The organism is Lottiidibacillus patelloidae (assembly GCF_002262935.1).
Taxonomy (GTDB): domain Bacteria; phylum Bacillota; class Bacilli; order Bacillales; family SA5d-4; genus Lottiidibacillus; species Lottiidibacillus patelloidae.
Map to the genome: position 1 here is coordinate 112,206 of NZ_NPIA01000002.1, position 18,914 is coordinate 131,119.

Genomic DNA, 18,914 nt, shown 5'->3' on the forward strand with positions numbered 1-18,914 from the left:
AAGCTTGTCTTCCCCTCCCCAATTACTGTGGTATTAACTTCAAAACCGTTTCAATTATTACTGTTAATATTGGTATCGCCATCACTAATATTAAGATTTTGCCAGCCAGTTCAATCTTTGCCGAAATCGCTGCTTGTCCAGCGTCCTTTGTGATTTGTGCACCAAATTCTGCAATATATGCGATGCCGATTATTTTCAAGATTGTTTTAATATATAAATCATTTATGTTCGCATTTACCGCTATCCGTTCTAGCATGACAATGACGGCGACTATTTGATCGATTAAAAATAAAAAAATAAATGCTCCGACAAACACAGTTAGCATAAAAGCGAACATTGGCTTTTGGTCATTTAAAATTAATGCTAGGAAAGTGGCGATCAACCCTATACCAACTATTTGTACAATATCGATGACCGCTACCTCCTTTTATCCGCTAAACAAAAAGACGGATTGAATTTTTTGAAATAAGTCTTCCAATAATGTTGCCACTTTGAATAACACAAAAATAAACCCGATTAACGTTATCCATTGAACAAACTCATTTTTATCAGCTGCTTTTAAGACCGTTGCAATCATAGCTAACACAATCCCGAGTCCTGCAATTTGAAAAACTGTAGTGATGTCCATCTATTGCTCCTCCATTCACTGTCACATTAATAGAACGATTATTAGTAAACCTGATAAAACACCTAAGCTTTTTAGCATTTTTTCGTGCCTAGCTTGAGCATCTCTTGCATCCGCTTCTTCTCTTTCTAAGTGCGAGAGCGTTAAGCGGATTTGCTTTTGCTGCTGCACTCGATCATGCTGTCCTAACGTTGCACCAAACTGCATTAAAATTTCAAATTCAGGCTTTCCTAATGCTGTTTCTGGCCAAGCTTTTATTAGTGTTTTTTCCCACGCTATCTTTACATTTGTACTTTCCTCTTCCAATGAGCTAGAAAATAATAAGAAAATAGTTGCGATTGGTTTCGGAACTTGCGCAGCTAAGCGATTACTAGCCTCTTTCAACGGAACATGACCGAACATGATTTCTGCCTCTAACGTTTGCAGAGCGTATTTTAGATGCCTAAGCTGCTTCGGTCTGTTACTTAAGCGATTTGCAAAGGAAAAGCCAATTAATGTTGTCGCTATCAAAATAATTAGTGCTCCAAGTATTTTCATCGTTTCACCAACACCTTTGGCTCGTTTAAGGAAAGTGATAAATCACGTAATTGCTGATCCTTCACATTCGTTACATAACCTGGTTTTTTTGTATCTCCTAACTCAAAATAGCGTTGAAAAACTTTATCTTGAAACAGAGGTTTTAAGGTTGGCCGATTCATAACTTCATCTGTGTTTTTCCCGTGAGCCGTTACAATTATTTTCACCCCTGCATGAATTGCTTCAATGATTGCATCACAATCTTCTTTTCTTCCTATTTCATCAACAATAATGACGTCAGGGCTCATTGAACGTATAAGCATCATCATTCCTTCTGCTTTAGGGCAAGCATCTAAAACATCGACTCGATGTCCTAAATTATGTTGCGGTACCCCTTTCACACTTCCGGCAATTTCTGAACGCTCATCAACAATTCCTACCTTTTCAGACGCTATTTTTCTTTCTGGAATCCCTTCACTGATAACCCTTGCAATATCCCTTAGGAGCGTTGTTTTACCAGTTTTCGGAGGACCTATAAGTAAAGTATTTTGCCATTGTCGTTCATATAAAAAAGGCAAGTATTTATTCGCTATGCCGATTATTTGCTTTGCTATCCGAATATTAAATGAGCTAATCTCCCTTATTGCTTTGACAAAGCCATTTTCTGTGATTACCTTTCCTGCTAAGCCAACTCGATGTCCACCTTTAATGGTGATGTAACCCTTTTTTAACTCTTCATCTAATGTATAAAGTGAAAATTGACTAAGGTGATTCAGTAGATGAATGCCATCGTCATGGCTTGCAATATAAGGCTTGTTATTCACAAGAGGGTATTTTGGCATTCCACTAATAATTAATTCTAATGGATGATCAATTCTAACCCGTATCTCCTCTATTAAATCTTTTTGACTGCAATTTTCGATACAAGCTTTAATCGAAGGTGGCAGTATTGATAGGATATGTTTCATGATATTTCACCTCGTTATTTCATTCGTATGCTAGCTTGGACATTTTATGACGTGTTATCTGTACAAACCTATTAAAATTAAACCTACTCCTGAAGCTATAAAGAAGAGCTTTTGAAACGAGAGTTCATCTGCCATATAAATTAACCCTAACGTCATCGTTAAAAGAAAGATGACAGGTCCAATCGTAGCTAATATTGCGTTTATCGCTAACGCTTTTTTAACATCATTTAATAGAAGCATGACAATTGCAGCTGAAAATTCTATTAATCCCGATAATAGGCGTAACCCTGCCATTGATAAAATTGTAGGTTCAATATGTGAAAGCCATTTTTTCATTTCATTCACCTCACTTCACCATATGCTTGGACATTATTTTTTAGAAATGAAAGCATTAAAAAAGCTCGCCGAATTGGCGAGCTTTTGCAGAATATTTTTTTGGGTCAAAAAAAAGATGGCATAAGCCATCTTTTGCAATTAACTTTTAAGACTGAGCGCGTGAAACGTATTTTCCTTCAGTCGTATTAATAATTAGTGTTTCCCCTTCGTTTATGAAGAAAGGAACTTGTACAATTAAACCAGTTTCAAGTGTAGCTGGCTTTGTACCACCAGAAGCAGTATCACCTTTAATTCCTGGCTCCGTTTCTGTTACTTGAAGTTCAACAGATTTAGGAAGTTCAACCCCTAATGTTTCACCTTCATATGTCATGATAGCTACTTCCATGTTTTCCTTTAAATACTTTAATTCATGTTCAATTTGAGCAGCTGGTAATTCAATTTGCTCATATGAGTTTAAGTCCATAAATGCATGTGTGTCACCACTAGCATATAGGTACTGCATTTTGCGGTTTTCAATACGAGCTTTTGAAACTTTTTCTCCGCCTCGGAACGTTTTTTCTTGGATTGAACCTGTACGTAAGTTACGTAGTTTAGAGCGTACAAATGCTGCTCCTTTTCCTGGCTTTACGTGTTGGAATTCTAACACTTGCCAAATTCCACCGTCTACCTCAATTGTTAATCCTGTACGAAAATCATTTACTGATACCATGTATTTTCCTCCTAGTCTTTGCAAAACAAATAGATGTTATAAAATTATAAAATAATTAACTCTTTTGTTGAGTGAGATAATGATTTATTTCCCGTTTCAGTTACCACTGTATCATCTTCAATACGGACGCCACCTAAACCTGAAATGTAAATACCAGGTTCTACAGTAACTACCATTCCTGGTTGAAGAACAGTTTCAGACTTAAATGATAGTCCTGGTCCTTCGTGTACTTCTAAACCGATACCATGACCAGTCGAGTGTCCGAAATATTCCCCATATCCAGCTGCTTTAATGTGATCTCTAGTTAATGCATCTGCTTGAATCCCTGTAATACCTGGTTTAATACCAGCCATACCTTTTAATTGCGCTTGTAGAACTACATCGTAAATTTTACGTAATTCTTCTCCAGGCTCACCAACTGAAATAGTACGTGTAATATCTGAGCAGTACCCTTTATAGTACGCACCAAAGTCTAACGTTACAAACTCTCCAGTTTCAATGATTTTATCAGACGCTACACCGTGTGGTAGTGCTGAACGATACCCAGAAGCTACAATAATATCAAATGATGAAGAAATAGCCCCTTGTTTTCTCATGAAGAACTCTAATTCATTGGAAACATCAAGTTCACTAATTCCTGGTTTTATGTAAGTTAAGATGTGATCAAACGCTGCATCTGCAATTTCTGTTGCTTCTTGTAACGTTTTAAGCTCGTCTGCATCTTTAATCATTCGTAGCTTTTCAACTAATTGAGAAATAGGAATAAGCGTCCCATTAATTGCCTTTTCATAAGCACGATAAACACTAAATGTCATATGGTCTTGTTCAAAACCTAACTTAGTGATACCCATTGCTGCTGCTTCTTTCCCAACTTCATCAATGATAGGGCCAGTATGTTGAACAATTTCAAATTCTGTTGCTTGTTCTTTTGCTTGATCAATATAACGGAAGTCAGTAATAAACTTCGCTTCTTTTTCTGAAATTAATACAACTCCTGCAGTACCTGTAAACCCAGTTGCATAACGACGATTGTAGCCACTAGTAATTAAAAGTCCATCAATGCCGTATTCTTTAAACTTATCACGAATTCTTTCTAATTTCCCCATGATTAATCCCCCTCAACGATATTTTTAATAGCTAAACAAGCTAAAGTATAACTTTGAAATCCTAAGCCTGTAATTTGCCCATTCGTCACGGGAGCAAGAACTGATTGGTGTCTAAATCCCTCTCGATTATGTACATTTGAGATATGAACTTCAATGACAGGTACTTGCGTATCAGCTATAGCGTCTCTTATTGCATAGCTATAATGAGTAAATGCTCCTGCATTCAAGACAACCCCATCAAAGATTTCACTTTCTTGCAACCAATCAATTATTTGTCCTTCGTAATTGGACTGTTTACATACTACTTCAAAATCGTTAACATCCGCAAAAGAATGTATCTTTTCGAGTAGTTGCTCAAAAGATTTCGTTCCGTAAACTTGCTGATCACGATGACCTAGTTTGTTTAAATTTGGTCCATTTATTACTAGTATTTTCATCTGCACCTATTCCTTAAAAAAATAGAATGTTCCTTGAACATTCTACCATAAGAGCAGTTAATTTGAATACATTTCTGACGATTTCTCACGATTCATTTCTTTATAATCAAAAGAAATGGAATATCCGATAAAAACTCCATATAAAATATATAAACATATTGTTGTAATATTTGTGGACCATCCAAGCTCTTTTACAGATTTCAGATCTTGAAATAGTGGATTGAAAATGAAGAAAACGAGCGCCCATAATCCAACACCATAAACGATTCCTAACCACATGCCTTCAATCTTTGAAAATAGGCCTTTATAAATTAGTGCAACTGGAATGGATAATACTCCGATGGCAACTATTCCGATAAATTGGCCTAAAACTCCTGTCTTCCAGTCACCAACAGCCCACGGTTGCAAAACTAATGCTGGACCAAGCTTAGTAAAGCTAAATATGTAAGCAACATAACCGAGTAAACTCCAAAAAATTCCTCCTACTACTCCAGTTATCATTGCTTTTACAAGTGGTGACATTGGTTGTTCTTGCTGATTTTGTTCTAGTTTTTCTTTTGCCATTTTTATAACCACCTATTTTTTTATTTTTTATTTTATCCTTTAATAGAGGTCTAAATGAGCTCTTTTTTGGATAAAATGTTGTCATTGCTCATAATCACGGTAGAGGTTTAGCGTTATTTTTTGTAAAATAGAGTTAAGTTATACAAAGAATAGGTTGGTGCTAAACATGACAAACAAAAAACAGTCAGCATATGGTGGCCAGGCAATCGTTGAAGGAGTAATGTTTAATGGGAAACATTGCACTGTTTCAGCTATTCGCCGCAAAGATAATTCCATCGATTATTTCACACAAGAGAAACAAGAACGACCAGTTTTAAATAAATTAAAAAAAGTTCCTTTTTTACGAGGGCTAGTTGCTATCGTTGAAGCAAGTGCTATCGGATCGAAACATTTAACATTTGCTAGCGACCGCTATGATGTTGATCCAAAAGAAGAAGAGAAAGTATTCGCAGAACAAAAGCAATCAAAAATGACATTGATCTTTGGTGCAGCTTTTATTGGAATCATTTCTTTCATTTTTGCTAAACTCGTTTTTACTGGTCTTCCTGCAATCGTGGCACACACACTTAAACCGATAGATATTTTCTCGGGACACATCGCACAAAACTTAGTGGAAGGTGCAATTAAGTTCATATTTTTACTCGGTTACATTTACTTTATATCGTTAACACCGTTAATTAAACGTGTTTTCCAATATCATGGTGCAGAGCACATGGTAATTAACGCTTATGAAGCAAAAGTTCCTTTAACTATTAAAAATGTTCAAAACCAATCTAGATTACATTATCGCTGTGGAAGTAGCTTTATCTTATTTACTGTCATTGTTGGTATTTTCATTTATTTATTTGTTCCTTCAGATCCATTGTTAGTAAGGCTAGCATATCGTGTTGCACTAATACCTGTTGTGTTAGGAGTAGCATTTGAGTTTCTTCAACTGACTAATAAGTTAAGAGAAGTTCCAGTATTACGTTTTATCGGATATCCTGGACTATGGTTACAGCTCTTAACTACAAAAAAACCTGATGATGACCAAGTTGAAGTAGCAATCGCTTCTTTTAACAAAATGTTAAGCCTTGAGAATGAATTAAGGGATGAAAAGGCAGTATAAAACAGCTAAGGAGGTCAATATTTTGGGTAACTTAAGAAAAAACCCAATAGTATTAATAATATTAGCATTAGCTGGAATTGGCTTAATTAATATACTCATAACAAATCCAAGTTCACTTTTTATGTATTTAGGTATCATTGTTGTCTCGTCTATTGTACTTTTTACCCTATTTCGCTTTATTCAAAACAGAACTGGAACTGGCAATAGACTCGGTAGCAAATATCGTCAAGCTGTCAAACAATCTAAAAAAATGCATGGAAAAAGTAATCTAAAAAAAGCGAAACGAAAAAGAACACATTTGACTGTCATTGACGGAAAAAAAGATAAAAAGAAAAATGGAGCAGTGTAATTCGCTGCTCCATTTTTAATAAATCCACCTTTTAAAAAACTTTTCAGCACATTTCTTTCCAAGCTGTAAAAGTTTTTCTTTTTGGTCATTTGTAATATTAAATTCAGTCGTAACAACATCCTTAACAGGAATAAAGATAATGTTCTTTTCATGAGATGTAGCGATATGTCTGGCATCATGAGCATCTTTCATCGTATCAAATAATGCACCATATAATTCAAATGCATTCTTTATTTTACGACTTGCCACGTTTTCCAATGACGGGCTTAAGCGGAATCCGATTGTTGGGTACTTTTCACCATTCTGCTCCTCAAACAACCATATTGGAAAATTACTTAATACTCCGCCATCGACGATAATTCGATTTTCTCCTTCATTCGTGTGCAACTTTATCGGCTCAAAGAAATAAGGTAGCGAACTACTCATCCTAACAGCTCTAGCAACAGAGAACTTTTCAGGTAAAAATCCATAATCCTCTAAGTCATCTGGCAAAACCATAATTCTTCCCTTTGAAAGGTCAGAAGCTATAATTCTTAGTTTTCCTTGTTTTATGTCACCAAATGTCTTTATTCCTTTTTTAGCTAGAATATTTTCTAACCACTTCTCTAACGCATCTCCCCGGTATAAACCTAAGCGCCAATAAATACTGATCCATTTTAAAACTGAGTAGGAAAAAATTGATTTTCGCGTATCCAACAATTTTGTAAATTTCGTTTCTAGCAATAATTTTTTAATTTCATCTGTCGTATATCCGGCCATTATTAATGATGCAATAATTGCACCAGCACTTGTTCCAGCAACTTTATTAAATGTAAAGCCTCGTTTCTCGACTTCTTCTAACGCACCTAATAGAGCAATTGCTTTTATGCCTCCTCCGGAGAAAACACCATTAATTTTCATCTGGACTCCTCCTCTCTATACTACTTTAATGAGTAGGAGATAAAATTAGACCAAAAAAAGCAACCATCAAATGGTTGCTAATCTTCACTTTTATTTTTTTGTATTTCTTTTAATGCTTCAACACGTGACTGTTCATCTTCAAAAAATTGAACTAAGTCACCAATCCGGTCTATTGCATCCCAACTAAGGTGATGTTCGATTCCTTCGACATCTTCATAAATATGTTTCTCATCAACGCCAATGACTCGCAGAAATTGTTCTAATAACTCGTGTCGATCAACGAGCCTTTTCCCAACCTTTTTTCCCTTTGGCGTTAAGATTAACCCTCTATATTTTTCATAAATTAAATAATCATCTTTATCTAATTTTTGAACCATCTTTGTAACTGATGACGGATGGACTTTAAGTGCTTCAGCTATGTCAGATACTCGAGCATAACCTTTCTCTTCAATAAGTAAGTATATTTGTTCGATGTAATCTTCCATACTCGGTGTCGGCATGGCTTTCTCTCCCCGTACTTTTAATAGATACTTACCATCATACACCAGTTTTATTATGAGTGACAAGCAAACGGGAAAACTTACGTAAAATATTCTACTCGTGACTCAGGAAAATAATTTTCAATGTATTTTTCAATCGTTGATCTTAATTCTGCTTCTTCATCTTTTGGATAAATATATTTTCCAATCCCATACCTTCCCCATTTGTACCTTCTTTTTTCTTCATCCATTTCTAACTTCGATTTAGGGTAGCGCTTTTCAATAACCTTTTTCGCTGGCTTTGTATAGCGATGTTGAATTAATTCAAACGTAATATCTTTGCGGTATTTTTCTGGAACCTTTTCATCTAATTTCTTAAACATTTCTAAGTAGCCTTCCTGCCAGTTCTCATGAAGATATAACGGGGCAAGTACAAACCCTAAAGGATAACCTGCTTCGACAACTTTTACTGCAGCATTAATTCTCTCTTCAATCGTTGATGTACCAGGTTCAAAGTTTTTGGCAACATAATCAGAATTGATAGAAAAGCGAAATCTCGTTTTTCCACGATGGTCAGCATCCAATAAATGATCAACATGTTCATATTTTGTCGTGAATCGCAAATGACCATATTCTGATTTCCCGATAAATTCTATCGTTTTCTTTAATGTATGCGTTAAATGATCAATCCCAACAATATCTGACGTACACGATGCTTCAAACCTTGTTATTTCTGGGGCACGTTCATCCATATATTTTTGTGCTTGTTCAAAAATATCATCGACATTTACATAGGCACGAATGTACGGCTTACTACCTAACGTTGTTTGCAAATAACAATAATGACAGTGGCCCATACAGCCTGTAGCTAGTGGTATGGCATACTCTGCTGATGGCTTGGACGTATCAAACTTTAATGTTTTGCGTATGCCAACTACAAGCGTTGATTTCGCATTTCGATACTTTTGCAAGTCATTGTCACCTGGTATGTTTCGAACTTGATTATGGGACGTCGTCTCACGGATCTCCATACCCATTTTCTCAAATTTTTCTTTGAGTTCAAGCCCAAGGGGATATTCCAATGCTTTCGGCTCAATATAGACTAATTGCGGAACAAAAGGCTTCATTTGTTCACCTCCTTACGTTTAGTTTGTACATTTTTCGAAAAAAAAACGGAAGATGCATAATTTGCATCTTCCTTTTATGATTAAAGTCCACATTTTAATTGTGCATTACAGTTCGAACAAGTGTTACATCCACCGATTTCTTTCACACTACCTTTGCGACATATCGGACAAACGTTTCCTACTTCAGAGCCGATAGTTATCGAAGTGTCCTCTAATGGGGCAATTGTTTCTATTATTGCTACATGTACATTTTCTTTATCTTCTAGTTGAAATTCTTCTTGAAGATAATTTTCTTCTGCTGTTAGCGATAGTACTTGTGCATCACGACTTCCGTCAACATATACTGTTCCACCTTTTGCCCCTCCTTTATACAATCTCTCATAAACAGCTTGTACTTGTTCAACGGCATACCCTTTTGGTGCATTAACAGTTTTACTTATGGAGCTATCAATCCACCTTTGAATGACACATTGCACATCAGCATGTGCTTCAGGGGAAAGTTCCATTGCCGAAACGAACCATTCAGGTAATGTCTCAATTGATTTGTCGAGATTATTTTTTAAGTATTCATCAACAATTGGTGCATTTACTTCGATAAATTTTCCTAAACGACCGCTTCTGAAATATTGGAATGCAAAGTAAGGCTCTAAACCGGTGGAAACTCCGATCAAAGTCCCAGTGGATCCAGTGGGAGCGACGGTTAATAAGTGCGAATTTCGAATGCCATATTTTAATATATCTTGCCTAATATCTTCAGGCATCTTTTTCATAAATCCAGTGTTAATGAATTTCAAGCGAAGCTTTGTTGTTTCCTCTTCTGTTTTTCCCACTAAGAATGGAAAACTTCCTTTTTCCTTTGCTAGTTCAATTGAAGTTCGATAAGCAGTCGTAGCAATTGTTTCAAAGACTTTATCGATTAACTCGTTACCTTCGTTTGACCCATAAACTGTTTCACAATAGATTAACAAGTCATGAAGTCCCATTATTCCAAGTCCTACACGACGTTCTCCAAGTGCTTGCTTTTTATTTTCCTCTAAAAAATAGGGAGTTGCGTCAATGACGTTATCCTGCATTTTCACACCAACTTCAACGATTTCTTTTAGTTTGTTGAAATCTACTGTTTTTGTTTGTTTGTTTGCTACATTTGCTAAATTGATTGCAGCTAAGTTACATACAGAATATGGTGCTAGAGGTTGTTCCAATATTGTTATCCTATCAGCTTTTTATCTGATAGTTCTTACGGTTGGTATTCCCGCAAGTTCAGCATACCTTATCATTACTAATTGTAATGCTGCGGCCTCGTGGATGGATTATATTCTCACATTGAGGTTCACCATCTATGCGTTGCCCCTGACTAGTATTTTAATTCTAGCCTTCGGTTCGGATTAGCGTTTCAGCCTTCCCGCTTCATTCCGCAGTTTTTTACGTGAGGCAAACTAAGCTACTTTACCACACGGATTCGTCGCAACAACTTTTTGTCCATATGCTTTTGCATTGGTCATTTCATTGGCATTATCGACGAAGAAAATGCCAGGTTCGGCGCTATATGTCGCACATACATTAATTAAATCCCATAGTTCACGTGCTTTCACGTAGCGGTACGTTTTTACTTTCATACCCATTTTCGCCCATTCGCGAACATCGCCAACTTCATGCCATTTTTCATTATAAAATGCCATTTCGTCTTTCGAATAACTTTCTACATCTGGAAATTGTAGAGGGAAGTCATCATCATTTTCAACAGCGTCCATAAACTCTTTCGTAATACATACAGATATATTGGCTCCTGATAAAAATTCCGGGCGATGAACTCCATATATACCACCATCTGCTAATTTTTTCTCTGCTTCTGCTATTGCTTGTTCTGTAAATCCACCTTGTCCTGGGTGGTCTTTCAAATTAATTATCCCTTGAAAAATTGTTCTTTCTACCTCTGAAAGTGGCGTGAATTTTAGCTTGTCCTTCGCAAGTCTTTTAATTTCTTCATCTTCTGTATTATTTATTAAGAAACGTAAAATGTTAGGATTTTGCATCTTACTAATGATAAATTCCAAGATGTCTGGTGCTGTTACGTTTAGCATTAACATTTGTGCCCCACGCTTTTTGTTACTCCATTATTACTAATGGGGATAGGTCATTTCTGCCTATCTCTCATGCTTTCACATGAGTTCAGACTATATCATCAAGGAAGTAAATTTCTTATATTTTCGATCTAATTTAAGAGTTCCATGGGCATATAATAGTTCCTCTAGGAATATTAACTTTTCTACTAATATCATTTTGGCTTAACCCTTGCTCGTATAGTTCTAAAAATCTTTTAAGAAACTCTTCCTTGTCTTGCGCCCCATAAAACCGTCTCCGCTTTTTATGGTCTACTTTCTCCATGTTATTCACATCCTTTATTCGTGTTTAGTGTAGGAGATTTTGATAGTCGTTGAACGTTCACCTTTGTTTCCAAAGGTGCTTCGCTGCTGATTGCCCATTTCTTATCTTCATTGTTTTTCAAACATTCACGCTTGCTGTCACCAGCTACGTTGTAGTAAATGAAGCTTTAGGGTGTTCCAGCAATTCACAAGATTTTACTCCCGCCATGGTATTAACGGGACCCGCCCTGCTCAACTAGATGAGTCAATTGCGCGATGTCATCTAGCCAGGAGACTGAACCCGAGCTCTTTCCATTCACACCTTTAGCTAACGTATTTCTTGGACGGAGTGTCGACCCATTTGTTCCAACTCCCCCACCACGACTCATTATTTCCATTACTTTTTTACGGTGGTCAGAAATCCCTTCACGTGAATCTTTTACATAAGGCATCACGTAACAATTAAAAAAAGTAACGTCCTTTTCTGCACCTGCTCCATATAAAACTCTACCAGCAGGGACAAAATTTAATGATGCAAGTTGGTTATAGAAACGTTCTTCTATCTCTTTTCTTTTCACAGGATCTGACTCTACTTTTGCTAAGCCTCTTGCATTCCGTTTAGCAATTTGTTCATAAAAAATTTCTAGTGGCTTATCAACAACATTAATAGACTTAGTAATGATGCCAGTCCCAGCCGCTTCACCTTCTAAAACACCTCGATATTCCTCATCTACTTGCACTTTTACTTTGTAATTTTCTTTGTCAACTTCAGTTATAAATCCTAAACCTCTTGCAGGAAATTTTGGGTCTTCTTTTACAGTTAATACAACAAAATCTCCAACTTTTAATGTTTTCTTTTCAGTATCTTTAAAAGAATATCGGTCAAGCATAACTAAGCGTGATACACCTTCATGAGTTATCTTCATATCTTCTGTTATTGGGTGTACTTGTGGAAAATAGGCAATATCCTCATTTAGCTTTTCCAAGTTAATTGACATGTTCGCTGACGTAACAACTGGCAATATATATTCCTCCCCAAAATCTATTAATTTTCCAATTAGAATATTGGAAAACTTTCCTATATGATAACAACTATTAAATCTAATATCAATATATTGTGTTACATTTAATACAAAATTACTATATGTTGATATTGGTGCATATAAAATAAATTTTGTCAATATTATAAAATAATAGAATTTGCTAAATAATAGAGTATTCCCAAGGATAATAATGGTATTTAATAATCTTGAAAAAATACAAGGATTGAAAAATTGATAAATAAAAAACGCCTAGGCAAAATTCCTAGACGTTGAAATGGTTGTAAAATCTTTGAATGATTAACCATTGTAATATTTGTTATTTTGAATTTAGCGTTTATAATTCCATTCTTCACTTCTATATTTCTCTGCAATTTGGTTCACTTGCTTCAATTGCTCATCTGTTAATGAATATGGGATTAATTCTATATTTAATCCTTTTTCAAACCCTTCTTTAAAAGCTACTTTCGCTTCTTCAACAGTCACAGGCGAACGAAGAGCATTTATTGCTACTGCCTTCTTTTTGAAGTTTTCTTGCATCCGTTGACGAATTCGCTCACTTTTAAAGATGAAACAATCGAACAGCATATCTTCATCTATATCTAGTAATATTGAACCATGTTGCAAGATTACTCCCTTTTGCCTTGTTTGTGCACTTCCTGCCACTTTTCGACCTTCGACAACTAATTCATACCAGGAAGGGGCATCAAAGCATACAGAGGAACGTGGGTCTTTTAGGCCCTGCTTTTCAAGTTCTGTTTGTGGTATTGCAAAATATGCATCTAAACCAAGGTTAATGAAGCCTTCCAAAATCCCTTGAGAGATTACGCGGTATGCTTCTGTAACGGTTTTCGGCATTTCTGGATGATCTTCTGAAACAATTACACTATATGTAAGTTCTTTATCATGTAACACACCTCTACCACCAGTAGGACGTCTTACAAAACCTAATCCATATTTGTTCACCATATCAAAATTTATTTCTTTTTCTGCACGTTGAAAATATCCGATGGAAAGTGTTGCTGGATTCCAACCATAAAAACGAATAACTGGAGGGATTTCTCCTTTGCTATTCCATTCTAGTAATGCTTCGTCTAAAGCCATATTAAATGCTGGGTCGCAATTACCTGAGTCAATAAACATCCATTTTTCTTTTGTCATAGTAAGCCTCTTTCATTTCATTGTAACGTCGTACTAAGTTTATCAAACTGCTATAAAAAATCAAAGATTTGATTTTCCTTTGCCAATTTTCACATGGCAATTTATAATAGATATGGTATATGTATTATTGGAATAATAAAGGAGTGTAAGCAATGTTAGAATGGATCATTGCTATTATCGTCGGTTTACTAGTATATTTTCTAATTACAAAAGTTATTTTTAAACCACGTTATTTGCAAACATTAACAGAAGATGAATTTAAAGAAAACTTAAGAAAAGTACAGCTAATTGATGTACGTGAGCCACAAGAATATGAAGCAGGTCATATTTTAGGCGCAAGAAACATCCCTTTATCACAATTAAAAATGCGATTAATTGAATTAAGAAAAGACAAGCCTGTTTACTTGTATTGCGCAAGCGGTAATCGCAGTATGCGAGCAGCAGCACTTTTAAAGCGTAACGGCTATGAGACGCTTTGCCACTTACAAGGTGGTTTTAGAAAATGGACAGGAAAAATTAAAAAGAAATAATACTTCTTATTCGGCAGTGCATGTTAATGTGCTGCTTTTTTTATTGGAATGATAAACCATGTATAGCAAATACTAAAATAACATTTTGTTAACTGAAAGGTTTGATACCATTTGAACAGAAAGTTATTTTTAAAGTATTTTTTGCTTTTTATAGTCAGTATGCTGTTTTGTTTTTCAATAAAGCAAGTAGTTGCAATGGAAGAGAATCAGGCAAATATAAAAGAAAAAGTTCCTATTTACTACACACCAGAAGATGTTTTAATTGCTTTATTATCACCAAAACTGCATGAAATAGTTAAAGAACACTATGGAAAAAAGACAACAGTTGAGGTTTATAACATTGTTGATATTTCATTAATACATTCGACAACTACAACATTAGGTGGTTGGTTTGAGATTGAATTAATGTTACGTGTTGGTGAACTTGAAAACACTACATACGATATAGTTACGCTTAAAATTACCGCTCCAAATACTCGTCCCGAAAATAGAAAGACCATTAGAGAGGTTAATGATATTAAAGTAGATTTAGTAGAATATAAGAAAATTAAAAGGAAGAATGATTAAAATAAAGTATAAAAGAGCTTTGAGATTATTCTCAAAGCTCTTTTTCAAATTCACTATTGTGCTTCTTTTTGATAACGTAATATCGGCTTTCTTGCAGCTAATGTTTCATCCATACGAGAAACAACTGTATTGTGAGGTGCTTCTTGTACGATCTCTGGTGTTTCTTCCGCTTCTTTCGCAATTTGAATCATCGCGTCACAGAATTCGTCTAACGTTTCTTTTGCCTCTGTTTCCGTTGGCTCAATCATAATACATTCCTCAACATTTAGTGGGAAGTAGATTGTTGGCGGATGGTAACCAAAATCAAGTAAGCGTTTTGCAATATCAAGCGTACGAACGCCAAGCTTCTTTTGACGTCTTCCACTTAATACAAACTCATGCTTGCAATAACGGTCAAATGGCGCATCATAGAATGGCTTTAAACGTGCAAACATGTAGTTTGCATTTAATACTGCATAATCAGATACTAACTTAAGTCCATCAGGACCCATTGTACGAATGTACGTGTAGGCACGAACGTTAATGCCAAAGTTTCCGAAATAAGGTTTTACTCGGCCGATCGATTGTGGACGGTCATGATCTAATAAGTACATACCATCTCGCTTTATTACAACTGGTTTCGGTAAGTAAGGAACTAAGTCTTTTGCTACTCCTACAGGTCCTGAACCAGGTCCACCACCACCGTGAGGGCCAGTAAATGTTTTATGAAGATTTAAGTGAACGACATCAAAGCCCATATCTCCAGGACGAGCTGTTCCTAAAATTGCATTCATATTCGCTCCGTCATAGTAAAGCTTACCGCCAGCTTCGTGAACGATTTTTGCCATTTCTAAAATATTTTCTTCGAACAACCCTAATGTGTTCGGATTCGTAAGCATTAATGCTGCAGTATCTTCCCCAACTACACGTCGTAAATCTTCTAAGTCAACTAGTCCTTGTTCATTCGATTTAACTGTGATTGTGTCAAATCCTGCTACAGTTGCAGATGCTGGGTTTGTCCCGTGTGCTGAATCTGGTACGATTACCTTTGTTCGCTTATCATCACCATTTGCTTCATGGTAAGCACGGATCATCATTAATCCAGTCCACTCTCCATGGGCACCAGCTGCAGGTTGAAGTGTTACCGTATCCATACCAGTTATCTCTTCAAGAGACGTTTGCAATTCATGCATTAACTCTAATGCACCTTGCACTGTTTCAACTGGTTGTGAAGGGTGAATGTGTGCAAATCCTGGGATACGAGCAACAAATTCATTTACTTTTGGATTGTATTTCATCGTACAAGACCCTAAAGGATAGAATCCTGAGTCAACACCATGGTTACGGTTAGATAAAGCAGTGTAATGACGCATGATTTGTAATTCGTCCACTTCAGGAAGTTCAGGCGCTTCCTCGCGAATGTATTCACTTGGTAATAAGTCATCAATATTTTCAGTAGGGATATCCATTACAGGAAGGCTGTATCCTCCACGGCCTTCTTTGCTAAGTTCAAAAATGAGTGGTTGATCTTTTTTATGCATTGTAATCCCCCAATTCTTTCGCAAGTGTATCTATTTCTTCCTTCGTACGAAGTTCAGTTACTGCAATTAGCATATGGTTCTCTAACTCAGGGTAATCATTACCTACGTTGTAACCACCAATAATACCTTTTTCAAGTAGCTTCTTATTTACCTCTTCAATCGGAGCATTTAATTTTACGACAAACTCATTAAAGCTTGGTCCGTTAAAGATAGCAGGGATACCATGCTCTTGTAATTTCTTTTTCGCATAATTTGCACGTTGAATGTTTTGCGCTGCCATTTCTCTTACGCCACGTTTACCAATAGCTGTCATTGCGACAGAAGCTGCTAACGCATTTAACGCTTGGTTTGAACAGATATTCGAAGTAGCTTTTTCACGACGAATATGTTGCTCACGTGCTTGAAGCGTTAAAACAAATCCACGTACGCCATTTTCATCTTTTGTTTGCCCAACTAAACGGCCAGGAACTTTACGCATTAATTTTTTAGAAACGGCAAAGTAACCACAATGAGGTCCACCGTATTGTGCAGGAATACCAAATGGTTGTGCATCACCGATACAAATATCTGCACCGAACTTACCAGGTGGCTGTAATAGCCCTAAAGCTAAAGGATTACTTGAAACAACGAATAAAGCTTTTTGCGCGTGAATGATTTCTTCTAATTCTTTCAATGGTTCAACTTGACCAAAGAAGTTAGGGTATTGAATGATTACACTAGCTGTATTATCATCCACTTCTGCTTTTAGCTGCTCTATATCAGTCATTCCATTTGGAGTATCAATTTCCACCACTTCAAGGTTAAAACCTTTTGCATATGTTTTAAGCACTGCTCTTGATTGTGGGTTGACCCCTTTAGATACGATAATTTTCGTTTTTCTTGTATGACCATAGCTTAAAGACGCTGCTTCAGCTAAAGCTGTTCCCCCATCATACATAGAAGAGTTTGCAACTTCCATTCCAGTCAATTCACAAATCATCGATTGGAATTCAAAAATTGCTTGTAATTCCCCTTGTGAAATTTCAGGTTGGTAAGGCGTATAAGCTGTATAAAATTCTGATCTTGAGATTACGTGATCAACAATCGTTGGGATGTAATGATCGTAAACTCCCGCACCTAAAAATGATGCATACTCTTTCGTATTTACGTTTTTATTAGCAAGTGCAGAAAGTTCTTTAATTAAATCACTTTCAGATGCAGCTTCTCTAATATTAAGACTCCCTTTAAATTTTACCTCTTTAGGAATATCTGAAAATAGTTCATCAATTGAATTAGCTCCAATTGTTTCTAGCATTTGTTTTTCGTCAGTTTCTGTCATTGGTAAATAACGATGCTTCATAGCTTTACCCCTTTCTCATTAGGCAATTAAATTAGTTGCGTGGTCTTTTATAAAATGGTGTTGGAACAATTTTTGCTTTTAAGCGACGTTTACGTACTTGTACTTCTACTTCGTTATCTAACTCAGCATGCTTGCTATCGATTATAGCAAGTCCGATGTTCTTTCCTAACGTCGGTGATTGTGTACCAGTTGTTACTTCACCAATCTTTTCACCATTAACAAATACTTCATAACCAGTTCTCGGAATACCTTTTTCAATCATTTCAAGACCGACGATTTTACGCGGTGTTCCTTCTTCTTTTTGCTTTTTTAGCACTTCTTGACCGATGAAAGGTATTTCTTTATCTACCTTTACAGCAAAACCAATTCCCGCTTCAAGAGGCGAGATGTTCGCAGACAATTCTTGTCCGTAAAGAGCTAAATTCGCTTCAAAGCGAAGTGTATCACGTGCACCTAAACCGATTGGAAGCACTCCATCTTCTTTACCAGCTTCAAGAATAGCGTTCCAAAGAGCAATTGCGTCTTCGTTATTACAATAAATTTCAAACCCATCTTCCCCAGTGTATCCAGTGCGAGAAACCAGTGCTTTCTTACCAGCAATTTCTACACCTTCAGCAAATTTAAAGAAACGGATAGTGCTTAAATCATAGTCTGTTAGCTTTTGCAAAGTCTGTTCGGCTTTCGGACCTTGTAAAGCTAATTGAGCTACGTTATCAGAAACATTGGTAACGGTTACATCTTCCGTCACATGTGATTGTAACCAATCAAAATCTTTGGCAATATTAGCTGCATTTACAACTAATAAATAATCATTCTCAGATTTTCTATATACTAGGAGGTCATCGACAGTCCCACCATTTTCATAGCACATCGCAGTGTATTGTGCACCGCCATCTTTTAGCTTAGAAACATCGTTTGTCATCATCTTTTGTAAATATGTAAGTGCTTCAGGTCCTTTGACTTCAATTTCACCCATATGTGAAACATCAAAAAGTCCCGCTGCGCTTCGTACAGCTTCATGCTCTTCTTTAATACTAGAAAATTGAACTGGTAAATCCCATCCACCAAAATCTATTGTTTTTCCACCGTACTCTTTATAAACATTAAATAAAGGTGTGCGCATTAAATCTGACATTTTATTTCCTCCTTTTTTCTTTCGCATACTAAAAA

At 36.2% G+C, this 18,914-nt stretch carries 21 protein-coding genes and 3 pseudogenes; 4 read left to right on the forward strand and 20 right to left on the reverse strand.

From position 1 onward, the window contains the following. Nucleotides 1-22: 22 nt before the first annotated feature. The 9 genes from spoIIIAD to CIB95_RS04525 all read right to left on the reverse strand — a co-directional run bounded on the left by spoIIIAD (nucleotide 23) and on the right by CIB95_RS04525 (nucleotide 5,261). Complete coding sequence (spoIIIAD, locus tag CIB95_RS04485) at nucleotides 23-412, reverse strand: stage III sporulation protein AD (protein ID WP_269844968.1); 390 nt, start codon at nucleotides 410-412, stop codon at nucleotides 23-25. A gap of 15 nt (nucleotides 413-427) precedes the next feature. After that, the gene (gene spoIIIAC / locus CIB95_RS04490; protein WP_094922483.1) at nucleotides 428-628 is read right to left on the reverse strand and encodes a stage III sporulation protein AC; all 201 of its coding nucleotides are present in this window, start codon (nucleotides 626-628) and stop codon (nucleotides 428-430) included. 21 nt (nucleotides 629-649) lie between these two features. Beyond that, a complete protein-coding gene (spoIIIAB, locus tag CIB95_RS04495) occupies nucleotides 650-1,162 on the reverse strand; it encodes a stage III sporulation protein SpoIIIAB (protein WP_094922486.1) in 513 nt (170 codons plus the stop codon). Beyond that, nucleotides 1,159-2,109, reverse strand: a complete 951-nt coding sequence (gene spoIIIAA / locus CIB95_RS04500) for a stage III sporulation protein AA (RefSeq protein WP_094922488.1) — start codon at nucleotides 2,107-2,109, stop codon at nucleotides 1,159-1,161. Before spoIIIAA ends, spoIIIAB begins: the two co-directional genes overlap by 4 nt. 54 nt (nucleotides 2,110-2,163) lie before the next feature. Beyond that, nucleotides 2,164-2,445 (reverse strand): YqhV family protein, encoded by a 282-nt coding sequence (locus CIB95_RS04505; protein WP_094922491.1) that lies wholly within the window; start codon nucleotides 2,443-2,445, stop codon nucleotides 2,164-2,166. Between the two features lie 145 nt (nucleotides 2,446-2,590). Next, the gene (efp, locus tag CIB95_RS04510; RefSeq protein ID WP_094922494.1) at nucleotides 2,591-3,154 is read right to left on the reverse strand and encodes an elongation factor P; all 564 of its coding nucleotides are present in this window, start codon (nucleotides 3,152-3,154) and stop codon (nucleotides 2,591-2,593) included. A 44-nt stretch (nucleotides 3,155-3,198) separates the two neighbouring features. Beyond that, complete coding sequence (locus tag CIB95_RS04515) at nucleotides 3,199-4,260, reverse strand: M24 family metallopeptidase (protein ID WP_094922496.1); 1,062 nt, start codon at nucleotides 4,258-4,260, stop codon at nucleotides 3,199-3,201. Nucleotides 4,261-4,262: 2 nt separating this feature from the next. Further along, nucleotides 4,263-4,697, reverse strand: coding sequence for a type II 3-dehydroquinate dehydratase (aroQ, locus tag CIB95_RS04520; protein WP_094922499.1), 435 nt, complete (start codon nucleotides 4,695-4,697; stop codon nucleotides 4,263-4,265). Between the two features lie 57 nt (nucleotides 4,698-4,754). Next, nucleotides 4,755-5,261, reverse strand: coding sequence for a YqhR family membrane protein (locus CIB95_RS04525; protein ID WP_094922502.1), 507 nt, complete (start codon nucleotides 5,259-5,261; stop codon nucleotides 4,755-4,757). A 166-nt stretch (nucleotides 5,262-5,427) separates the two neighbouring features. Here CIB95_RS04525 and CIB95_RS04530 point away from each other — a divergent pair, with 166 nt between their 5' ends. Both CIB95_RS04530 and CIB95_RS04535 read left to right on the forward strand, forming a co-directional pair. Beyond that, complete coding sequence (locus CIB95_RS04530; RefSeq protein ID WP_094922504.1) at nucleotides 5,428-6,369, forward strand: DUF1385 domain-containing protein; 942 nt, start codon at nucleotides 5,428-5,430, stop codon at nucleotides 6,367-6,369. 22 nt (nucleotides 6,370-6,391) lie between these two features. Beyond that, nucleotides 6,392-6,718 (forward strand): SA1362 family protein, encoded by a 327-nt coding sequence (locus CIB95_RS04535; protein ID WP_233143906.1) that lies wholly within the window; start codon nucleotides 6,392-6,394, stop codon nucleotides 6,716-6,718. Between the two features lie 15 nt (nucleotides 6,719-6,733). On the opposite strand, the gene CIB95_RS04540 is transcribed toward CIB95_RS04535, so the two are convergent. The 8 genes and pseudogenes from CIB95_RS04540 to CIB95_RS04570 all read right to left on the reverse strand — a co-directional run bounded on the left by CIB95_RS04540 (nucleotide 6,734) and on the right by CIB95_RS04570 (nucleotide 13,788). Further along, the gene (locus CIB95_RS04540) at nucleotides 6,734-7,618 is read right to left on the reverse strand and encodes a patatin-like phospholipase family protein (protein ID WP_094922507.1); all 885 of its coding nucleotides are present in this window, start codon (nucleotides 7,616-7,618) and stop codon (nucleotides 6,734-6,736) included. Nucleotides 7,619-7,695: 77 nt separating this feature from the next. Further along, nucleotides 7,696-8,118, reverse strand: a complete 423-nt coding sequence (gene mntR, locus CIB95_RS04545; RefSeq protein ID WP_094922510.1) for a transcriptional regulator MntR — start codon at nucleotides 8,116-8,118, stop codon at nucleotides 7,696-7,698. A gap of 80 nt (nucleotides 8,119-8,198) precedes the next feature. Further along, nucleotides 8,199-9,224, reverse strand: a complete 1,026-nt coding sequence (splB, locus tag CIB95_RS04550; protein WP_094922513.1) for a spore photoproduct lyase — start codon at nucleotides 9,222-9,224, stop codon at nucleotides 8,199-8,201. Nucleotides 9,225-9,304: 80 nt separating this feature from the next. Next, nucleotides 9,305-10,423 (reverse strand): annotated as a pseudogene (locus tag CIB95_RS04555) (vitamin B12-dependent ribonucleotide reductase); the annotation flags it as partial. A gap of 246 nt (nucleotides 10,424-10,669) precedes the next feature. Then, nucleotides 10,670-11,326, reverse strand: a pseudogene (locus tag CIB95_RS04560) (vitamin B12-dependent ribonucleotide reductase); the annotation flags it as partial. Nucleotides 11,327-11,441: 115 nt separating this feature from the next. Continuing rightward, a complete protein-coding gene (locus CIB95_RS16180) occupies nucleotides 11,442-11,609 on the reverse strand; it encodes a hypothetical protein (protein ID WP_158217562.1) in 168 nt (55 codons plus the stop codon). 214 nt (nucleotides 11,610-11,823) lie between these two features. Continuing rightward, nucleotides 11,824-12,585, reverse strand: a pseudogene (locus CIB95_RS04565) (ribonucleotide reductase N-terminal alpha domain-containing protein); the annotation flags it as partial. A 372-nt stretch (nucleotides 12,586-12,957) separates the two neighbouring features. After that, nucleotides 12,958-13,788 (reverse strand): lipoate--protein ligase family protein, encoded by an 831-nt coding sequence (locus CIB95_RS04570; protein ID WP_094922521.1) that lies wholly within the window; start codon nucleotides 13,786-13,788, stop codon nucleotides 12,958-12,960. Nucleotides 13,789-13,940: 152 nt separating this feature from the next. Between CIB95_RS04570 and CIB95_RS04575 the strand changes: the two genes are divergently transcribed. After that, nucleotides 13,941-14,318 (forward strand): rhodanese-like domain-containing protein, encoded by a 378-nt coding sequence (locus CIB95_RS04575; RefSeq protein ID WP_094922524.1) that lies wholly within the window; start codon nucleotides 13,941-13,943, stop codon nucleotides 14,316-14,318. A gap of 195 nt (nucleotides 14,319-14,513) precedes the next feature. Continuing rightward, nucleotides 14,514-14,885: a DUF3888 domain-containing protein gene (locus CIB95_RS04580; protein ID WP_158217563.1), complete on the forward strand. Its 372-nt coding sequence runs from the start codon at nucleotides 14,514-14,516 to the stop codon at nucleotides 14,883-14,885. A 53-nt stretch (nucleotides 14,886-14,938) separates the two neighbouring features. Here the strand turns inward: CIB95_RS04580 and gcvPB are convergent, their stop codons facing one another. Genes gcvPB through gcvT form a run of 3 tightly spaced genes read right to left on the reverse strand, consistent with a single transcriptional unit; the run spans nucleotide 14,939 to nucleotide 18,879 of the window. Beyond that, the gene (gene gcvPB / locus CIB95_RS04585) at nucleotides 14,939-16,405 is read right to left on the reverse strand and encodes an aminomethyl-transferring glycine dehydrogenase subunit GcvPB (protein WP_094922530.1); all 1,467 of its coding nucleotides are present in this window, start codon (nucleotides 16,403-16,405) and stop codon (nucleotides 14,939-14,941) included. Continuing rightward, nucleotides 16,398-17,744, reverse strand: a complete 1,347-nt coding sequence (gene gcvPA, locus CIB95_RS04590; RefSeq protein WP_094922533.1) for an aminomethyl-transferring glycine dehydrogenase subunit GcvPA — start codon at nucleotides 17,742-17,744, stop codon at nucleotides 16,398-16,400. The genes gcvPB and gcvPA overlap by 8 nt, the downstream gene beginning before the upstream one ends. Nucleotides 17,745-17,775: 31 nt before the next feature. Further along, nucleotides 17,776-18,879: a glycine cleavage system aminomethyltransferase GcvT gene (gene gcvT / locus CIB95_RS04595; RefSeq protein ID WP_094922535.1), complete on the reverse strand. Its 1,104-nt coding sequence runs from the start codon at nucleotides 18,877-18,879 to the stop codon at nucleotides 17,776-17,778. Nucleotides 18,880-18,914: the final 35 nt, after the last annotated feature.

Bases quoted from the DNA above. Each gene is read 5' to 3' on its own strand.
- spoIIIAA (WP_094922488.1), bottom strand. From the start codon at position 2,109: ATGAAACATATCCTATCAATACTGCCACCTTCGATTAAAGCTTGTATC.
- gcvPB (WP_094922530.1), bottom strand. From the start codon at position 16,405: ATGCATAAAAAAGATCAACCACTCATTTTTGAACTTAGCAAAGAAGGC.
- CIB95_RS04525 (WP_094922502.1), bottom strand. From the start codon at position 5,261: ATGGCAAAAGAAAAACTAGAACAAAATCAGCAAGAACAACCAATGTCA.
- CIB95_RS04515 (WP_094922496.1), bottom strand. From the start codon at position 4,260: ATGGGGAAATTAGAAAGAATTCGTGATAAGTTTAAAGAATACGGCATT.
- CIB95_RS04505 (WP_094922491.1), bottom strand. From the start codon at position 2,445: ATGAAAAAATGGCTTTCACATATTGAACCTACAATTTTATCAATGGCA.
- gcvPA (WP_094922533.1), bottom strand. From the start codon at position 17,744: ATGAAGCATCGTTATTTACCAATGACAGAAACTGACGAAAAACAAATG.
- mntR (WP_094922510.1), bottom strand. From the start codon at position 8,118: ATGCCGACACCGAGTATGGAAGATTACATCGAACAAATATACTTACTT.
- CIB95_RS04580 (WP_158217563.1), top strand. From the start codon at position 14,514: ATGGAAGAGAATCAGGCAAATATAAAAGAAAAAGTTCCTATTTACTAC.
- CIB95_RS04540 (WP_094922507.1), bottom strand. From the start codon at position 7,618: ATGAAAATTAATGGTGTTTTCTCCGGAGGAGGCATAAAAGCAATTGCT.
- splB (WP_094922513.1), bottom strand. From the start codon at position 9,224: ATGAAGCCTTTTGTTCCGCAATTAGTCTATATTGAGCCGAAAGCATTG.
- CIB95_RS16180 (WP_158217562.1), bottom strand. From the start codon at position 11,609: ATGGAGAAAGTAGACCATAAAAAGCGGAGACGGTTTTATGGGGCGCAA.
- CIB95_RS04530 (WP_094922504.1), top strand. From the start codon at position 5,428: ATGACAAACAAAAAACAGTCAGCATATGGTGGCCAGGCAATCGTTGAA.
- efp (WP_094922494.1), bottom strand. From the start codon at position 3,154: ATGGTATCAGTAAATGATTTTCGTACAGGATTAACAATTGAGGTAGAC.
- spoIIIAB (WP_094922486.1), bottom strand. From the start codon at position 1,162: ATGAAAATACTTGGAGCACTAATTATTTTGATAGCGACAACATTAATT.
- gcvT (WP_094922535.1), bottom strand. From the start codon at position 18,879: ATGTCAGATTTAATGCGCACACCTTTATTTAATGTTTATAAAGAGTAC.
- spoIIIAC (WP_094922483.1), bottom strand. From the start codon at position 628: ATGGACATCACTACAGTTTTTCAAATTGCAGGACTCGGGATTGTGTTA.
- CIB95_RS04575 (WP_094922524.1), top strand. From the start codon at position 13,941: ATGTTAGAATGGATCATTGCTATTATCGTCGGTTTACTAGTATATTTT.
- aroQ (WP_094922499.1), bottom strand. From the start codon at position 4,697: ATGAAAATACTAGTAATAAATGGACCAAATTTAAACAAACTAGGTCAT.
- CIB95_RS04570 (WP_094922521.1), bottom strand. From the start codon at position 13,788: ATGACAAAAGAAAAATGGATGTTTATTGACTCAGGTAATTGCGACCCA.